Annotated in this window: 15 protein-coding genes; 9 read left to right on the top strand and 6 right to left on the bottom strand. The window is 71.0% G+C overall.

The features are described from left to right. The first annotated feature begins 160 nt into the window (after nt 1-160). The 3 genes from AC067N_RS36500 (at nt 161) to AC067N_RS36490 (ending at nt 4,313) form a co-directional block, all read left to right on the top strand. Complete coding sequence (locus AC067N_RS36500) at nt 161-2,692, top strand: S1C family serine protease (RefSeq protein ID WP_478683249.1); 2,532 nt, start codon at nt 161-163, stop codon at nt 2,690-2,692. Nucleotides 2,693-2,907: 215 nt separating this feature from the next. Beyond that, a complete protein-coding gene (locus AC067N_RS36495) occupies nt 2,908-3,354 on the top strand; it encodes a sec-independent translocase (RefSeq protein ID WP_478683248.1) in 447 nt (148 codons plus the stop codon). Nucleotides 3,355-3,638: 284 nt separating this feature from the next. Beyond that, nucleotides 3,639-4,313, top strand: coding sequence for a hypothetical protein (locus tag AC067N_RS36490; protein WP_478683247.1), 675 nt, complete (start codon nt 3,639-3,641; stop codon nt 4,311-4,313). 109 nt (nt 4,314-4,422) lie between these two features. Here the strand turns inward: AC067N_RS36490 and AC067N_RS36485 are convergent, their stop codons facing one another. Genes AC067N_RS36485 through AC067N_RS36475 form a run of 3 tightly spaced genes read right to left on the bottom strand, consistent with a single transcriptional unit; the run spans nt 4,423 to nt 7,550 of the window. Beyond that, nucleotides 4,423-5,556 carry an Mrp/NBP35 family ATP-binding protein gene (locus AC067N_RS36485; RefSeq protein ID WP_468103944.1) on the bottom strand — a complete coding sequence of 378 codons (1,134 nt, stop codon included), beginning with the start codon at nt 5,554-5,556 and terminating at the stop codon, nt 4,423-4,425. A 43-nt stretch (nt 5,557-5,599) separates the two neighbouring features. Then, nucleotides 5,600-6,205, bottom strand: coding sequence for a DUF1003 domain-containing protein (locus AC067N_RS36480; RefSeq protein ID WP_478683302.1), 606 nt, complete (start codon nt 6,203-6,205; stop codon nt 5,600-5,602). A gap of 58 nt (nt 6,206-6,263) precedes the next feature. Further along, complete coding sequence (locus AC067N_RS36475) at nt 6,264-7,550, bottom strand: magnesium transporter MgtE N-terminal domain-containing protein (RefSeq protein ID WP_478683246.1); 1,287 nt, start codon at nt 7,548-7,550, stop codon at nt 6,264-6,266. A 237-nt stretch (nt 7,551-7,787) separates the two neighbouring features. Between AC067N_RS36475 and AC067N_RS36470 the strand changes: the two genes are divergently transcribed. Next, nucleotides 7,788-8,537, top strand: a complete 750-nt coding sequence (locus AC067N_RS36470) for a hypothetical protein (RefSeq protein ID WP_478683245.1) — start codon at nt 7,788-7,790, stop codon at nt 8,535-8,537. A gap of 150 nt (nt 8,538-8,687) precedes the next feature. Here the strand turns inward: AC067N_RS36470 and AC067N_RS36465 are convergent, their stop codons facing one another. Beyond that, a complete protein-coding gene (locus AC067N_RS36465; RefSeq protein WP_478683244.1) occupies nt 8,688-9,227 on the bottom strand; it encodes a hypothetical protein in 540 nt (179 codons plus the stop codon). Between the two features lie 89 nt (nt 9,228-9,316). Further along, entirely contained in the window at nt 9,317-10,441 is a 1,125-nt protein-coding gene (locus AC067N_RS36460; protein WP_478683243.1) for a magnesium and cobalt transport protein CorA, read from the bottom strand. 570 nt (nt 10,442-11,011) lie between these two features. On the opposite strand from AC067N_RS36460, the gene AC067N_RS36455 reads away from it, so the two are divergent. The 4 genes from AC067N_RS36455 to AC067N_RS36440 all read left to right on the top strand — a co-directional run bounded on the left by AC067N_RS36455 (nt 11,012) and on the right by AC067N_RS36440 (nt 14,544). Continuing rightward, nucleotides 11,012-11,596: a suppressor of fused domain protein gene (locus AC067N_RS36455; RefSeq protein WP_478683242.1), complete on the top strand. Its 585-nt coding sequence runs from the start codon at nt 11,012-11,014 to the stop codon at nt 11,594-11,596. Nucleotides 11,597-11,857: 261 nt separating this feature from the next. Continuing rightward, nucleotides 11,858-12,499: a DUF6758 family protein gene (locus AC067N_RS36450; protein ID WP_478683241.1), complete on the top strand. Its 642-nt coding sequence runs from the start codon at nt 11,858-11,860 to the stop codon at nt 12,497-12,499. Between the two features lie 297 nt (nt 12,500-12,796). Continuing rightward, nucleotides 12,797-13,654, top strand: a complete 858-nt coding sequence (locus AC067N_RS36445) for a PHP domain-containing protein (RefSeq protein WP_478683240.1) — start codon at nt 12,797-12,799, stop codon at nt 13,652-13,654. Nucleotides 13,655-13,938: 284 nt separating this feature from the next. Beyond that, a complete protein-coding gene (locus AC067N_RS36440; RefSeq protein ID WP_478683239.1) occupies nt 13,939-14,544 on the top strand; it encodes a MarC family protein in 606 nt (201 codons plus the stop codon). Nucleotides 14,545-14,667: 123 nt separating this feature from the next. Here AC067N_RS36440 and AC067N_RS36435 read toward each other — a convergent pair whose 3' ends face one another. Then, nucleotides 14,668-14,820, bottom strand: a complete 153-nt coding sequence (locus tag AC067N_RS36435; protein ID WP_478683238.1) for a hypothetical protein — start codon at nt 14,818-14,820, stop codon at nt 14,668-14,670. Nucleotides 14,821-15,059: 239 nt separating this feature from the next. On the opposite strand from AC067N_RS36435, the gene AC067N_RS36430 reads away from it, so the two are divergent. Beyond that, complete coding sequence (locus tag AC067N_RS36430; protein WP_478683237.1) at nt 15,060-15,965, top strand: NYN domain-containing protein; 906 nt, start codon at nt 15,060-15,062, stop codon at nt 15,963-15,965. Nucleotides 15,966-16,062: the final 97 nt, after the last annotated feature.

Raw genomic sequence — 16,062 nt, 5'->3', positions numbered from 1 at the left:
AATCCAGAGTGGGCCGTGTCCGCTCGGGACGGGCCCCAGGTGTGGGGAGAACATGGACGAGGGGAAGCCCACGAAGGGGAAGTGGTGGAGCCGGCCCCGAGCGCAGGGCGCGGGGGCCGGGACGTCGGGGGACCACGACGGGCCTTCGAGGGCCGGTGGGATGTCCGCGGACGCGGTTCGCGACGCGGACGGCAGTGCGAACGGCGGGGGCGATTTCGAGTTGGAGCGACCTATCCCGGCCCCCGGCCGTCCCACCCACGACGAGGACTTCGAACTGGCCCGGCCGGCGGAGCCGTCGTGGCAGGACGAGCCGTCGGGAGGCGGGTCGCCGCGCGGCGACGCGGGGGAGGGCGACTCGGAGCGAAGCGATCCGGTACCCGTCGAGACAGAGCACCTCGGCTCGGTGCACGACGGTCCGGCGCGGGCTGACGCTGCGGGGAGCGACATGTCGCGGACCCACTCCATGTGGGGTGCCGACGGTGGCGACTTCGAGCTGGAGCGGCCGGTTTCCGCGGCCCCGGCGAGACATGCCGACGCGACGACGACACCGAGCGCCGACCCGAGCGGGGCGGCACCGGCCGCTGAGGCAGGCGCACGGACCGAGACGGACGAGACGACCACACGCCTCGTCCTCGAGAAGAGCGCGCCCACGACCGGGGAGACGACTCGGCCGCCGGCGGAGCCGGGCCCGGCCGGGCCCGGTGGGGGAGAGAGCGGTGTGGCGGCGCCGGTCGTGACGGGACCGAGCGCACCGGCCGACGCGATACCCCCCGCCGCCGTGGTCGCGGCCCAGCCCATGGGCGCCCCGAGCCCCACAGGAGGCCCGGCAACGCCCCTTGAGCGCCCCAAGCCGCTGCACGACCCCGACCCCTACAGCACCCCGCCCTACGGCGAGCCCGGTCCCTGGGCGCCCGCCCCACCGGTCCAGCACCCGGCGACGACCCCGGCGCACGGCACGACGGTTCAGGCGGGGACGGTGGCACACGGCCAGACGCTCCAGGCCGGGACGCCGGCGCCCGAGGTTCCGGCCGCGGCGGCGGCTCCGGCGCACGGCGCGACCACCATGGTGGCGCCCCAGGCGGCCGTGTCCGCCCCACCGCCGGTCCACGCGGCCGACGGCACGCACGGCACGTACAACACGCCGGCCGCAGCCTCGCCCGCTCCCTACGCGAACGCGGCGCAGGCGGCCCCGCAGCCGTACGCGGAGCCCACCCGGCCCGGTGGCAACGCGCCCGCGCCGTACCCGGACGCCTCGCAGCCGGCGCCGCCGCCTCATGCGGACGCTGCTCCGCCCGTGGCACCGTCCTACGGGGACGGCGCTCAGCCTCCGTCACCGTCCTATGCGGGGGGCACCCAGCCCGCAGCGCCGCATTCGCCGGGCGGCTCCCCGCCCCCGTCACCGTCGTATCCGGCGGACGCCTCTCAGCCCGTTCCGCCCCCGTACGCCGACTCCTCCCAGGCGCCGTACGCGGATGCCCCGCAAGGGGCCTCCCCGGGCCCCAGGGACCCGTGGCGGAACTACGACCCGTGGACCGGTTCCGGGCCGTTGCAGCAGAACGGCGCCGCCGTGGACGACGTGGCGCGGCGGCGGAAGCGAGGCTTGAAGGTCCTCGTGCTGGGGGCCGTGTTGCTCGCGCTGGTGTCCGGCGCCGTCGGCGGGGCGGTGGGCGCGTATCTCGAGCGGAACGGCGGCGTCGGCGAGATCGAGCTGCCGCAGTCCGGCGGCGGCACGAGCGGGCGGGCCCCGGACAGTGTCGCCGGGATCGCCGCCAGCGCGCTGCCCAGCGTCGTGACGCTCCACGTCAGCGGCTCGGACGCGCAGGGCACCGGCACCGGGTTCGTGCTCGACGAGCGGGGCCACATCCTCACCAACAACCACGTCGTGGAGCCCGCCGGTGACGACGGAGAGATACGGGTCACCTTCAGCGGCGGTGAGACCGCCGACGCCAGCCTGGTCGGCCGGGACACCGGCTACGACCTCGCCGTCGTGAAGGTGTCGGGGGTCAGCGGGCTCAAGCCGCTGCCGCTCGGCGACTCCGACGACGTGCGGGTCGGCGATCCGGTCGTGGCGATCGGCGCCCCCTTCAACCTCGCCAACACCGTCACCTCCGGCATCATCAGCGCCAAGGAGCGGCCCATCACGGCAGGCGGGGAGAGCGGTGACCGCAGCGACGTGTCGTACGTCGACGCGCTGCAGACCGACGCACCGATCAACCCCGGCAACTCCGGCGGCCCGCTCGTCGACGTCAACGCCCGGGTGATCGGCATCAACAGCGCCATCCGGTCCGCCGGAAGCGGATCCGAGTCGGACGGCGGCCAGGCCGGTTCGATCGGGCTCGGTTTCGCGATCCCGATCAACCAGGGCAAGCGCGTCGCCGAGGAACTGATCAACACGGGCAAGGCGACGCACCCGGTGATCGGCGTGACCCTCGACATGGACTACTCGGGTGACGGCGCCCGCGTCGGCGACGACGGCGACGGCAGCGTGAAGGAGGGCGGACCCGCCGACCGGGCGGGCATCCGCGCGGGTGACGTCATCACCGAGGTCGACGGCCAGCGCATCCACTCCGGCGACGAACTGATCGTCAAGGTGCGCGCCCACCGCCCGGGTGACCGGCTCGAACTCACGCTCCAGCGGGACGGCAGGGAGGAGACGGTCACCCTGACCCTCGGCTCCTCCGACGGGGGCTGACACCGCCGCGCGATTGACGGCAACTTCACAGGAGGGGGAGCCGTTCCCCCTCCTGCCAGGCAAACAGCGGGGAAAACCCGTGGCGTGACCAGGTTTCGGGGCGGCCTGACAGTACCGGTCCGGCGGGAACGCCGGGTACCGTGGACCCGGCCCGGACCACGGAAGACCTGCCGAGGGCCGCGGATCGGGACCGAGGACATCGCAAGGAGCTTCAGGTGTTCAATGACATAGGTGCGCTCGAGGTGGTGACGCTCGTCGTCCTCGCCGTGCTCGTCTTCGGTCCGGACAAGCTCCCGAAGGTGATCCAGGACGTCACGCGGACCATCCGTAAGATCCGTGAGTTCTCGGACAGCGCCAAGCAGGACATCCGCCAGGAACTCGGCCCCGAATTCAAGGACTTCGACTTCGAGGACCTCAACCCCAAGACGTTCATCCGCAAGCAGCTGGAGAACGACGACCTGGGGCTGAAGGAGATCCGCAACGGCTTCGACCTGAAGGCGGAGATGGCCGAGCTGACGGACGCGGTCCACGGCCGTGAGTCCGAGTCGTCCTCCTCGGGTTCCGGCTCGGGCGGTGCCTCCGGCGGATCCGTCGACATGACCAAGAAGCGCGAGAAGCTCGAACTGCACGAGCGTCCGCCGTACGACCTGGACGCCACCTGAGCCGTCCGCCCGACCGTCGCCCGCAGGGCCTCCCGCCTGCCCCGCGGGTCGTGCCCCGGCGTGCTGCCACGCTCCCGTACGTGATGCGATTCATACCGTCAGACGCCCTCGTACGGCCTGAAGCCGCCCGTACGCCGTCCTACGCGCCGGGCGCTTTCCCTGCTGCTCGGGGCGCTGTGGCTATGCTGCCCTGTTGTTGTGCGGACCGTAAGGAAAGCGAGCGCGACGCCCGAGAGGGGGGCGGGCCGCTCCGGTCCGTCGAGAGCTAGGAGGCGTCCGGGCACATGGAGACGACGAGTCGGGTAGGCGCGCAGGCGTCGGCCGCGGAGGGCGGACAACAGCTCCCCTCCGCCCGACGCACGGTCGACGGCTACCTGCTGGCGCCCTTCCCTTGGTACGGCCTCGACGAGGCCTTCACGGGGCCGCGCTGGCTGATGCAGGTCGGTACCTCGGCGGAAGGCGCCGTCGAGCACGGTTCGGTCGGACACGGCGACGAGCCCTCGGTCCGCAACGAGTTCACCGCGGTCACCACGGAGGACGAGCCCAAGGAGCGGTTCGCGGTCGTGGTGACGGTCGCCGCGAACGACGTACGGCACAGCGCCGACGGCACGGGCGTGCTGGAGGCCACGTCGGTCTCCTCGGCCGCTTGGCTGGCCGGTGTGGGGCTGCTGTCCTTCACCTGGCCAGGGCAGCTGGACCACGCCCTGAGAGACGACTGGCTGGACCAGCAGACCGAGACGGCGTGGGTCCTCGCGGACGACCTCGCCGGGCCCGACTGGTCGACGCTGTCCCTGCCCGTGGACGGCGTTCCGACGCCCTTCCACTACCGCGAGTCCGAGTTCGGATGGGTGCTCGCCGGCTCGACCCGGGAAGGGGTGCACGTGGGGGCGTACGGGAGAGGGATGAGCGCGTACGGGCTCGGCTTCGCCATGATCAAGGACATCGCGGAGTACGCATGACCGAGAAGGGCACCGCTTCGTCGTTGCGGTGCCCTTCCTTGCCGTAGGGCCTGGCTCCTGGCGGCTGATCGCGCGGCTCTGCGCGCCCCTCAGGGGGCGCTGGGACCCTTCAGAACTTGTTCCTCGGGGTGATGCCCAGGCTCATGCCCGACAGGCCCCGCTGGCGGCCGCCCAGCTTGCCGGCGATCGCTCGGAGGGCCGCGCCCGCAGGGGAGTCGGGGTCGGAGAGGACGACCGGCCTGCCCTCGTCGCCGCCCTCGCGGAGGCGGACGTCGATCGGGATGTTGCCGAGGACGGGCACGGTGGTGCCGGTGGTGCGGGTGAGGCCGTCGGCGACGACCTGGCCGCCGCCGGTGCCGAAGACGTCCACCATCTCGTCGCAGTGCGGGCAGGGCAGGCCCGACATGTTCTCCACCACGCCGACGATCTTCTGGTGGGTCTGGACCGCGATGGAACCGGCGCGCTCGGCGACCTCGGCCGCCGCCTGCTGCGGGGTGGTGACGACGAGGATCTCCGCGTTCGGGACCAGCTGCGCCACCGAGATGGCGATGTCGCCGGTGCCCGGCGGGAGGTCCAGGAGCAGGACGTCCAGGTCACCCCAGTAGACGTCCGCGAGGAACTGCTGGAGGGCGCGGTGGAGCATCGGGCCACGCCAGACGACGGGCGCGTTGCCCGGGGTGAACATGCCGATCGAGATGACCTTCACACCGTTCGCGGACGGCGGCATGATCATGTTCTCGACCTGGGTGGGACGGCCGTCGGCGCCCAGCATGCGCGGCACCGAGTGGCCGTAGATGTCGGCGTCGACCACGCCGACCTTCAGACCGTCCGCGGCCATCGCGGCAGCCAGGTTGACCGTCACCGAGGACTTGCCGACACCGCCCTTGCCGGACGCGACGGCGTACACGCGGGTGAGGGAGCCCGGCTTGGCGAAGGGCACCTCCCGCTCGGTCTGGCCGCCGCGCAGGGCGGACGCCAGCTCACGGCGCTGCTCGTCGCTCATCACGTCCAGCTCGACGTCGACACGGGTGACGCCCTCGACCCGCGAGACCGCCTCCGTCACGCGCTGCGTGATCGTGTCGCGCATGGGGCAGCCGGAGACCGTCAGGTACACGGCGACCGCGACCGCTCCGTCCGCACCGATCTCCACCGACTTGACCATCCCGAGTTCGGTGATGGGACGGTTGATCTCGGGGTCGTTCACCGTCGACAGTGCCTCGCGCACCGCGTCTTCCGTAGCCATAAGGACGATGGTACGGCGACGCCCGGGGGCCCCGGGAGCCCCGTCAGCGGTCGTCCATGTCACGCCCGCCCTGGTGTTCCGGCGGGAATACGGTCCTCGCCCCGCGCTGCCCGTCGGCGTCGCGCTCGTGCAGCTCCTTGACCAGGTCCTGGAGCTCGGAGCGCAGCCAGTCGCGGGTGGCGACCTCGCCGAGACCGATCCGCAGGGCGGCGATCTCCCTGGTCAGATACTCGGTGTCGGCGATCGACCGCTCGTTCTGCTTGCGGTCCTGTTCCAGGTTGACCCGGTCGCGGTCGTCCTGGCGGTTCTGCGCGAGGAGGATCAGCGGGGCGGCGTAGGAGGCCTGGAGGGACAGCATCAGGGTCAGGAAGATGAAGGGGTAGCTGTCGAAGCGCAGGTCGCGCGGGGCCGAGACGTTCCACACCACCCACAGGATGATCACGAAGGTCATCCAGACGATGAACCGTCCGGTGCCCAGGAACCGCGCGATCCGTTCCGAGAGCCGTCCGAAGGCCTCCGGGTCCCATTCGGGCAGGAACCTGGCCCGGCGCGGCAGGGGCTGGTCGAGACGGGTCCGCGGGCGCGCGGTGGCCCCTGCGGGCATGCGCTCCCGCGGGGGCGCCCCGGCGGACGGCGTGCGCTCGCGCATCGCCGCCCCGGCGTGTGCCCGCTCGCGCCCTCCGTTCCGCCCCGGGCGCTCGGAACGCTCAGGAACCATGGGCGGCCCCCTCCGCATCATCGTCCAGATGGAACTCCGTCTCCCGCCAGTCCTCCGGCAGCATGTGGTCCAGGACGTCGTCCACGGTCACCGCGCCCAGCAGCGAACCGCTCTCGTCGACCACGGGCGCCGCCACCATGTCGTAGGTCGCGAAGAACCCGGCCACCTCGGGGAGCGCGGCATCCGGGTCGAGCGGCTGGAGATCGTCGTCGAGGATCGAGCTGACCAGGGTGTACGGCGGGTCGCGCAGCAGCCGCTGGAAGTGGACCGCGCCGAGGTACTTGCCGGTCGGCGTCTCGTCCGGCGGCCGGCACACGTACACCTGCGCGGCGAGCGCCGGCGACAGATCGCGGTTGCGTACCCGGGCCAGCGCGTCCGCGACCGTGGCGTCCGGGCGCAACACGATCGGCTCGGTCGTCATCAGACCGCCCGCGGTCTTCTCCTCGTACGCCATGAGCCGCCGTACGTCCGCCGCCTCGTCCGGCTGCATCAGCGTCAGCAGCCGCTCCTGCTCCGCCTCCGGCAGCTCGGCCAGCAGGTCGGCAGCGTCGTCCGGGTCCATGGCCTCCAGGACGTCGGCGGCCCGCTCCTCCTTCAGCTTGCCGAGGATCTCGATCTGGTCGTCCTCCGGCAGCTCCTCCAGCACATCGGCGAGCCGGTCGTCGTCGAGGGCGGCGGCGACCTCGGCCCGGCGCTTGGGGGAGAGGTGGTGCAGCACGTTGGCGAGGTCGGCCGGGCGGAGCTGCTCGAAGGTCGCGAGGAGGCTCTCGGCGCCCTGTCCGTGCTCCTCCAGCGAGAACCCGGTGACCGCCGACCACTCCACGGTCAGCGTCTCGCCCTTGTGCCGCCGGAACGCGCCGCCCTTCCCCTTGCGTACGAACACCCGGTCGATCTCCCAGTCCCGGCGGGCCGGCAGCTGCTGTACCGAGATGTCGAGGACCGTGACCTCCTCACCGGTCTCCACGAGCCGCACGCGACGGTCCAGGAGCTCCCCGAGGACGAGCCGTTCGGTGGGCCGCTGCTCGAAGCGGCGCACGTTCAGCACGCCGGTGGTGATGACCTGGCCGGACTCGATTCCGGTGACCCGCGTCATCGGCAGGAAGATGCGGCGCCGTGTGTGCAGTTCGACGACCAGGCCGAGCAGCCGCGGCGGCTTCCGTCCGACCCGCAGGATGGCCACGAGATCGCGGACGCGCCCCACCTGGTCGCCGTTCGGGTCGAAGACCGCGATTCCGGAGAGGTGGGAGACGAAGATCCGGGGCGCCACCGCCGCCATGAGCCGCCCCTTTCCTGCGTGTTCGGTGCGAGAGCCGGTGTGCCCTCCGAGGCGCGTGGGTCTTTCGCGATAATCAGGCGAGCCATACGGGATTTGTCGGACGAGGAGGGCTTCAGGCTAGCCCGTCCCGATCGGATATGCCCTGGTGAGCGGTGCGGACGGACTGCCTCCGTGGGTCCGCGGAAGCCCCGGTACTCTGCGGTAGGCCTGGACTCCCCACGAAGAGGTGCATCGTCTGTGACTCCGACTCTCCGTACCCGAAGGGCCGCACTGGTGGGCGCCGTCTGCACCCTCGTGGCGAGCGGGCTGGGGCTCACGGGGTGCAGCGAGGACCCGAACGAGGGCACCAACGGGGTCGGCAGGCTGACCCCCGAGAAGATCCAGACCAAGACGAAGGCGGCCGCCACGGCGGCGGACGCCGTCCGGCTGTCCGGGTCCGTGGTCAGCAACGGCAAGACCTACAAGCTGGACATGCGCCTGAAGGACGACGGCGGCACGGGATCCGTGACCTCGGGCGACACCACCTTCCGGTTGCTGAAGGTCGGCGAGCACCTCTTCCTCAAGGCCGACGCCGAGTTCTGGGACCACGAGGACGGCGGTGACAAGCACGACGACTCCGACGCGGCCGCCGCGGACAAACTGGACGGCATGTACGTCAAGGTCCCCACCGGCGACCCGGCCTACCGGCGCTTCAGCGGCTTCACCGACAAGGACGTCCTTCTCACCAGCCTGCTCACCCTGCACGGCACCCTCTCCGCGGACGGCCACCACGAGCAGTCCGGCACCCGTACCATCCGCATCACCGGTGACAAGGGCTCAGGCGGCACCCTCGACGTCTCCCTCGAAGGCACCCCCTACCCCCTGCGCCTGGTCCGAGCCGGCGACGCCGGCACCATCCTCCTCACCGACTGGGGCAAGGACTTCCCCCTGGAGGAACCGGACAAGAAGTCGGTGGTCGACTACGGCAAACAACTCCCGACGTCGTAGCCGGGGCCGCGCCCCGAAGGGGTGCGGGGAACAGCGCGAGCAGCCACGACGAACCCGAGGCCGCCGAACGGGGCACGCCGAACGGGGCAGGCCATACGGACCACGCCATACAGGCCTTGCCGCCGGCTTGGTGGGCGAACTTCCGGCGCCCTACTTCTTACGCCTCTTGAACAGCAGCCGCGGCAAACCCGCGGGCACCGGCTGACGCGTGGTCGCGGGCGTCGGCAGCGGAATCCGCGCCAGATCGCCGTCGGGCAACGGCACCGTCGTCCCCGTCGGTTCCAGACGAAGCACCCGGCACTCGCGCGCCCACCGCTCCGGCATGGCCTCACCGTCGGGCGCGTTCAGCCGCTTCCCCTTGAGTTCGGCCACCGCCGCCTCCCACCCGGGCGACCTGGGGGCCAGCTCCACGACCGTCGCGTCCCAGGTCACGAGCCGCCCGCCCTTGTCCTTGCTGCGCACGGTCACCACGGCCGAGCCACCGTCCACGAGCCCCGGCAGCGGCTGCTCCCCGGGCCCGTCGCCGACCAGGCACACGGCTCCCTCGTGCCAGACGTGCCACAGCGCGCGGGAAGGCACCCCGTGCCCCTGCACGTGCGGCGACGGCACCCCGTCGCCGCGCACCCAGATGAGCCCGGACTTCTTGGTGGCCTCCTCGACGAGGGCCCGGTCGAGAAGCTGTTCCGTCATGCGGCCAGCCTAAGGGTTGTCCCGCGATCCCCGGCGGGCACGGGCTACGGGACGACCCTCAGGCCCTGGCGCCTCCCGGGCGCCGGGGGCTACAGCCACCCGTTCCGCTTGAGCGTGCGGTGGATGCCCAGGCAGAGCGCCACCGTGATGCCGAGGACCATCGGGTAGCCGAACTTCCACTGCAGCTCCGGCATGTACTTGAAGTTCATGCCGTACACCCCGCACACCATCGTCGGCACGGCGATGATCGCCGCCCAGGAGGTGATCTTGCGCATGTCCTCGTTCTGGGCGACGGAGGCCTGCGCCAGGTTCGCCTGGAGGATCGAGTTGAGGAGCTCGTCGAAGCCGACGACCTGCTCCTGCACCCGGGCGAGGTGGTCGGCCACATCACGGAAGTACTTCTGGATGTCCGGGTCGATCAGCCGCATGGGCCGCTCGCTCAGCAGCTGCATGGGCCGCACCAGCGGCAGCACCGCACGCTTGAACTCCATGACCTCGCGCTTGAGTTGGTAGATACGGCCGGCGTCGGTGCCCCGGGGGGTGCCCTTGCGGCCGGGGGAGAACACCTCCGTCTCCACCTCGTCGATGTCGTCCTGCACCGCGTCCGCGACCGCCACGTACCCGTCGACGACATGGTCGGCGATGGCGTGCAGCACGGCCGACGGGCCCTTCGCGAGCAACTCCGGGTCGTCCTGCAGCCGGTGACGGAGCGCCCGCAGCGAACCCTGGCCACCGTGCCGGACGGTGATGAAGAAGTCCCGCCCGGTGAAGCACATGACCTCGCCGGACTCCACCACCTCGCTGGTGGCGGTGAGTTCGTCGTGCTCGACGTAGTGGATGGTCTTGAAGACGGTGAAGAGGGTGTCGTCGTAGCGCTCCAGCTTCGGCCGCTGGTGCGCGTGCACCGCGTCCTCCACGGCCAGCGGGTGCAGTCCGAACTCCGCCGCGATACCGGCGAATTCGGCCTCCGACGGCTCATGCAGTCCGATCCACACGAAGCCGCCGTCCCGGCGCACCTGACGGATCGCCTCGTGCGGGGCGAGATTGCGCTCGAACGTGACGCGAGCGCCGTCACGGTAGACCGCGCAGTCCACGACGGCCGTGGTCGCCTCCGCCGGGCGCGTGGTGTCGTACGCGGCCCCGTCCTTGCGCAGCGACAGCCGGGACGGCCGGGAGGGGCGGACTGCGGCGCGCAGGTTGTTGATCATCGACATGGGCAGACTCCTTCGCAACGAAAGGCCGCCGACGACGGATGGAACTACCCGGAATGAGGACGTTTTGACTTCCGATGTTTGGCACGTCCACAAAGCGGGGAGCACCGCACCGTCGCGGTGACAGCTTCGCTTGATTCAGATCGGCGACGTCGGATCGATGAGGTCTGATCGGCGACGGCGGATCGGTGAGGGGATCAAGGCGGTAAAGAAGTGCTCTTCCGTTGCGCGACGACCGACGAGCGGCACGGCGCGAATGAGGGTGGCAGCCAAGCAGGGAGCTGACGCGAGAACTACGTGACTCAGCGGTCGGAAGAGCGGGTGGTACTGCACGGTCGACTTCGGTCCATCGCAGCCCCACCTCCTCCGGCCGGTCCCTCGTAAGGGACGTTCCATACCCCATCCGGGGTTCCCCGTAGGGGAGTCAGTTTTCTCTGGCCGGGACAAGAGGGCTTGAGAGCGACGCTTCTGCGTGCTGCCCGCATGCTGTCCCGACCGGCGCTCAAGACTAACAGTCGACTGAAGTGTCAAGGCGCCCGTTTGCCGGTTCCTGACGAGTTCTATGCTCGGCTCATGGCTGATGTTCTTCCGTTGGTGGAGGCCCGTTTGCGTACCGCGCTGGGCGAACCGGACGCGCGCGCCGCGGTCACCTTCCTCGGCGCGGACCGTATCGACGTGCTCCGCTTCACCGACGGCGACGTCGTCCGCTACGCCACGCTCGGGATGTCCGCCCAGCCGATGGCCGACCCCACCGCGGTCCTCGCCGACCCCGTCAAGGGCCCCCGCGCCGAACTCGTCCTGTCCGTACGGCACGGCATCGCCGACACGGACAAGGTCCTCCGCCCGCTCGCCGTGCTCGCCGCGTCACCGCAGGTGGAGGGCGTGGTCGTGGCTCCCGGCGCCTCTCTCGACGTGGGTGGGCCGCTCTGGCCCGGCGCCCCCTTCACCTCCGTTCTCGTCGCCGAGTCCGGCGGCCTGGTCGAGGACCTCGAACTGGACGCCCCCGCCGACCCCGTACGTTTCCTCCCCCTCCTCCCGATGACCCCCAACGAGGCCGCCTGGAAGCGCGTCCACGGCGCCCAGGCCCTCCAGGAGCGCTGGCTCACCCACGGGACGGACCTCCGCGACCCGGTCCGCGCGTCGGTCCCCCTGGACTGAGTGGACGACCCCGGACGGTTCCCCGGCTTCCCCGTGTGATGGACGGCACGCCGCATGTGACCGGCGGGCACCCGGCAGGTGGCCGAAAAACGCCGCTTCCCTCTGTGGTGCGGGTAGTTGATTCCGGTGGTTGCCTCTCCGGCCCTCCGGAGGGCCGGCCGCTGTCCGGGGTCCGGCGATCGTGCGCGGAACGTGACGCGCACACGCCGGACGGGTGATCGTCCTTGACGCGAGGAAGCACGGGGAGGACCGTTGGGCCCTATGAGGGGCGAACCCAGTTGCCCGAAGTGTGGTGGCCGGGTCAGGGCTCCCGGCCTCTTTGCCGACTCCTGGCAGTGCGCCGTACACGGGACGGTGCACCCGCTGCAGCCCGTGATCCCGCCCAGCGTCGAGGCCCTCAGTGTCGTCGTGCGCCGCGCCCAGGTGCCGGTGTGGATGCCGTGGCCGCTGCCGGTGGGCTGGCTCTTCACCGGCGCGGCCTTCGCCGGTGACGACCGCAGCGGTGGGCGCGCAACCGCCGTGGCCTGCTCCGGTCCGGGGCCACTCGGCGGCATGGGCGAGCTGGTGCTCATCGCCGAGGAACTCGGCGTGGGCCTCGGCGCGCGGTACGCGGGCATCGACGGGCCCGACCCCGGGGCGTATCTCAGTGTCGAGAAACCTCCCCAGGCCAAGGTGCTGGCGGCGGGTCGTCCCACACCCCTGTGGCATGTCTCGGGAACCCCCGACGACCGGGCGGTCTTCGCCGGTGAGGCGCTAGGTCTCTGGCTGTGGGCGGTCGTCTGGCCAGAGCAGACGGGCCTGCTGATGTACGACGAACTGGTCCTGACCGACCTGCGGGACGCGGGTGCCGAGGTGGAGCTGCTGCCGTGCGGCGCACTCTCCCCTCGCATCCTGGAACCGTAGGGCGCCTCTTCAGCCGTAGGGCGCCTCTTCGCCGCGGTGCCGGGGTGGAGAAGTCCGGAGTGGCGTGCCGCGGCACGGGATGAGGAGTCGGCAGTGGCGGGAACGGTGCTACGGGACCCTGGCAGCCCGCGGTCGCCGCGTGCCGGACGCCCCGGGCCATGGACGCCCCGGGCCATGACACGTCTGCTGCCGCATGTGTAGGGGGCGCTACCCGGTTTCGGGTGTGACCGGAGTGGTCCAAAAGGGCGCTATTCTTGAGCGTCCGCTTCCGTTCCGTCTTCGCCTGGAGTTCGAGTCGTGCGTATCGATCTGCACTGCCACTCCACGGCATCCGACGGTACGGACACCCCCGCCGAGCTGGTCCGCAAGGCCCGCGCCGCCGGGCTGGACGTCGTCGCGCTGACCGACCACGACACCACCCGCGGCCACGCCGAGGCGGCCGCCGCGCTGCCGGAGGGGCTGACGCTCGTCACCGGCGCCGAGCTGTCCTGCCGTCTGGACGGCGTCAGCATGCACATGCTGGCCTACCTGTTCGACCCCGAGGAGCCCCGGCTGCTCGCCGAGCGCGAACTGGTCCGGGACGACCGGGTGCCGCGGGCCCGCGGGATGGTCGCCAAGCTGAACGAGCTCGGCGTGCCCGTCACCTGGGACCAGGTCGCGCGGATCGCCGGGGACGGTTCCGTGGGCCGGCCCCACGTGGCCACCGCCCTCGTCGAACTCGGCGTCGTGCCGACCGTGAACGACGCGTTCACCCCGCAGTGGCTCGCCGACGGAGGCCGTGCCTTCGTCGAGAAGCACGAGACCGACCCGTTCGAGGCGATCCGGCTGATCAAGGGCGCCGGAGGTGTCGCGGTCTTCGCGCATCCCGCCGCCGTCAAACGCGGCCGCACCGTCCCCGAGTCCGCCATCGCCGACCTCGCCGCCGCCGGGCTCGACGGCATCGAGGTCGACCACATGGACCACGACCCGGCGACCCGGGCGCGGCTGCGCGGCCTCGCGAAGGAACTGGGGCTGCTCGCCACCGGGTCCTCGGACTACCACGGCAGCCGCAAGACGTGCGTGCTCGGCGAGTACACGACCGACCCCGAGGTGTACGGGGAGATCACGCGCCGGGCCACCGGTGCGTTCCCCGTCCCGGGGACGGGCGGGAAGTAGTCGGCTCCTCCGCCGAGGGTCCGGTGGCCCGGACGGCGGCCTACCCCGCGGTCCCACGGCCCGGCTTCCCCACGGCACGGCCCGAAGCCCGCCCGGCCCTCTGCGCCCTGTCCTCCGTTTCCCCGTTTCCCGTTCCCCGGTCTCTCTTCGCTGTTCTCCGTCCTCGGCTCCGCCTTCAGGTCCGGCGGTCCTGGTGGAGGACCGCCGCCCGCCGCTCGGCCGTGCGGGCTGACCTTCCCCCGCTCCGACCCCGTCTCTCCCGCACACTCTCGCAAGGCACCCCAGTGTTCGATCTCGCCGTCTTCGGTTCCCTCTTCCTCACTCTGTTCGTGATCATGGATCCCCCGGGGATCACCCCGATCTTCCTCGGCCTCACCGCCGGACGCCCCGCCCGGACGCAGAAGCGCATGGCGCTGCAGGCCGTCTGTGTGGCCGGTGGCGTGATCGCCGTCTTCGGTCTGCTCGGGCACCAGATCCTCGACTATCTGCATGTCTCCGTACCCGCCCTGATGATCGCGGGCGGACTGCTGCTCCTGCTGATCGCACTCGATCTGCTCACCGGGAAGACGGACGAGCCCAAGCAGACGAAGGACGTGAACGTCGCCCTGGTGCCGCTCGGCATGCCGTTGCTGGCCGGGCCGGGGGCGATCGTGTCGGTGATCCTCGCGGTGCAGAAGGCGGACGGTGTGGCCGCCCAGGTCTCGGTGTGGGCCGCGATCCTGGCGATCCATGTCGTGCTGTGGCTGACGATGCGCTACTCGCTGCTGATCATCCGGGTCATCAAGGACGGCGGTGTGGTGCTGGTGACCAGGCTCGCGGGGATGATGCTGTCCGCGATCGCCGTGCAGCAGATCATCAACGGTGTCACCCAGGTCATTCAGGGCGGCTGACACCGTGCCTGCGTAGGTCCCCGGACGTACGAGAGCCCCGTACGGCGCACATCGGTGCGATCCGTACGGGGCTCTGAAGTCTGAACGGACCCGCCCCCCGCGGGGCGGTCGCGTCGGCCGGTACTACGAGGCGGTCACGTCGGCGGGGCGGATCCAGAGGCGCTGCCCGATGGCGGCGGCCTGCTGCACGATCCTGTTGACGGAGGCGGCGTCCACGACGGTGCTGTCGACGGGCGTGCCGTCGGCGTCGTCGAGTCGCAGAATTTCGAAGCGCATGGCTTCTCCCTTCGTCTGGTCGTCCTCCCCTGAGGAGGACTACTGGTGGTGCGCGGGTCGTCGGTGCCCGTGTTCCATGAGGATTCAACGGTATGCATGTTACAAACATTCCCTACGCTAAGGAAATTTTTCGAGAAGCTAATTACTGACTGGTAAGTGACGTTGTGGGTGCGTCTACCAGGAAGCTGTAAGACTGATTGGGACCGGTTGTGTTCGCAGCGTGACCGCCGGGACAATGGATGCATATGAACGACGACGACCTGGCGGCGCTCGGCGCCCGCATCGACCGTACGAACGAGCTGCTTCAGCGCATGCTCGCCGAGGTGGCGAAGACGCCCTCGACCCATGCGATCTTCGTCGACGCCGGGTATCTGTACGCAGCGGTGGGGCGGCTCGTCGCCGGGACGGAGGACCGGCGGTCCTTCGACCTCGATGCGGAAGGCCTCATCGACGCCCTGATCGACCGGGCCCGCACGATCTTCGCGGACAGCCGGCTGCTCCGGGTCTACTGGTACGACGGGGCACGGCGCCGCATCCACACGGCCGAGCAGCAGTCCATCGCCGAGCTGCCGGACGTCAAGGTGCGGCTGGGCAATCTGAACGCGAACAACCAGCAGAAGGGCGTCGACTCCCTCATCCGCACCGACCTGGAGTCCCTGGCACGGCACCGTGCCATCAGCGACGCGGCGCTCATCGGCGGCGACGAGGACCTGGTCTCGGCGGTCGAGGCCGCGCAGGGGTACGGGGCGCGCGTCCATCTCTGGGGCATCGAGGCCCCGGAGGGCCGCAACCAGGCCGAGCCGCTGCTCTGGGAGGTCGACAGCCAGCGCACCTTCGACCTCGACTTCTTCAAGCCGTATGTCTCCCGGCGGGCCGCCGTCCCGTACGAGGCCACCGCCGGCACCCGGCCCACCCGTGAGGACGTGCGCTTCGTCGGCGCCCAGATCGCCGCCAAGTGGCTCGCGTCCAGGGGGCGCGAGCCGCTCAAGGAACTCCTGCACGGCCATCCGTACCTGCCCGGCTCGGTCGACCAGGACCTCCTCGTCGAGGCGGAGGGGCTGCTCCAGTACTCGCTACGGGGCCAGGCGGACCTGAGACGGGCCCTGCGGGACGGGTTCTGGGAGCACCTGAGGGCGCAGTACTAGCGCCAAGGCCGTGAAGTTTGCGGCTGGGGTGTGTTGTCAAGGGCTGGCGGCGGCGAGGATTTCGATGCTGGTGGTGGCTTTGTAGCTGGTCCGGTCG

Source organism: Streptomyces sp. NPDC042364, assembly GCF_056437585.1.
The sequence above is the reverse complement of the archived record's forward strand: the minus strand, read 5'-3'. Positions and strand labels throughout refer to the sequence as shown.

Bases quoted from the DNA above. Each gene is read 5' to 3' on its own strand.
- AC067N_RS36490 (WP_478683247.1), top strand. From the start codon at position 3,639: ATGGAGACGACGAGTCGGGTAGGCGCGCAGGCGTCGGCCGCGGAGGGC.
- AC067N_RS36430 (WP_478683237.1), top strand. From the start codon at position 15,060: ATGCATATGAACGACGACGACCTGGCGGCGCTCGGCGCCCGCATCGAC.
- AC067N_RS36485 (WP_468103944.1), bottom strand. From the start codon at position 5,556: ATGGCTACGGAAGACGCGGTGCGCGAGGCACTGTCGACGGTGAACGAC.
- AC067N_RS36435 (WP_478683238.1), bottom strand. From the start codon at position 14,820: ATGCGCTTCGAAATTCTGCGACTCGACGACGCCGACGGCACGCCCGTC.
- AC067N_RS36450 (WP_478683241.1), top strand. From the start codon at position 11,858: ATGAGGGGCGAACCCAGTTGCCCGAAGTGTGGTGGCCGGGTCAGGGCT.
- AC067N_RS36475 (WP_478683246.1), bottom strand. From the start codon at position 7,550: ATGGCGGCGGTGGCGCCCCGGATCTTCGTCTCCCACCTCTCCGGAATC.
- AC067N_RS36455 (WP_478683242.1), top strand. From the start codon at position 11,012: ATGGCTGATGTTCTTCCGTTGGTGGAGGCCCGTTTGCGTACCGCGCTG.
- AC067N_RS36480 (WP_478683302.1), bottom strand. From the start codon at position 6,205: ATGCGCGAGCGCACGCCGTCCGCCGGGGCGCCCCCGCGGGAGCGCATG.
- AC067N_RS36500 (WP_478683249.1), top strand. From the start codon at position 161: ATGTCCGCGGACGCGGTTCGCGACGCGGACGGCAGTGCGAACGGCGGG.
- AC067N_RS36460 (WP_478683243.1), bottom strand. From the start codon at position 10,441: ATGTCGATGATCAACAACCTGCGCGCCGCAGTCCGCCCCTCCCGGCCG.
- AC067N_RS36465 (WP_478683244.1), bottom strand. From the start codon at position 9,227: ATGACGGAACAGCTTCTCGACCGGGCCCTCGTCGAGGAGGCCACCAAG.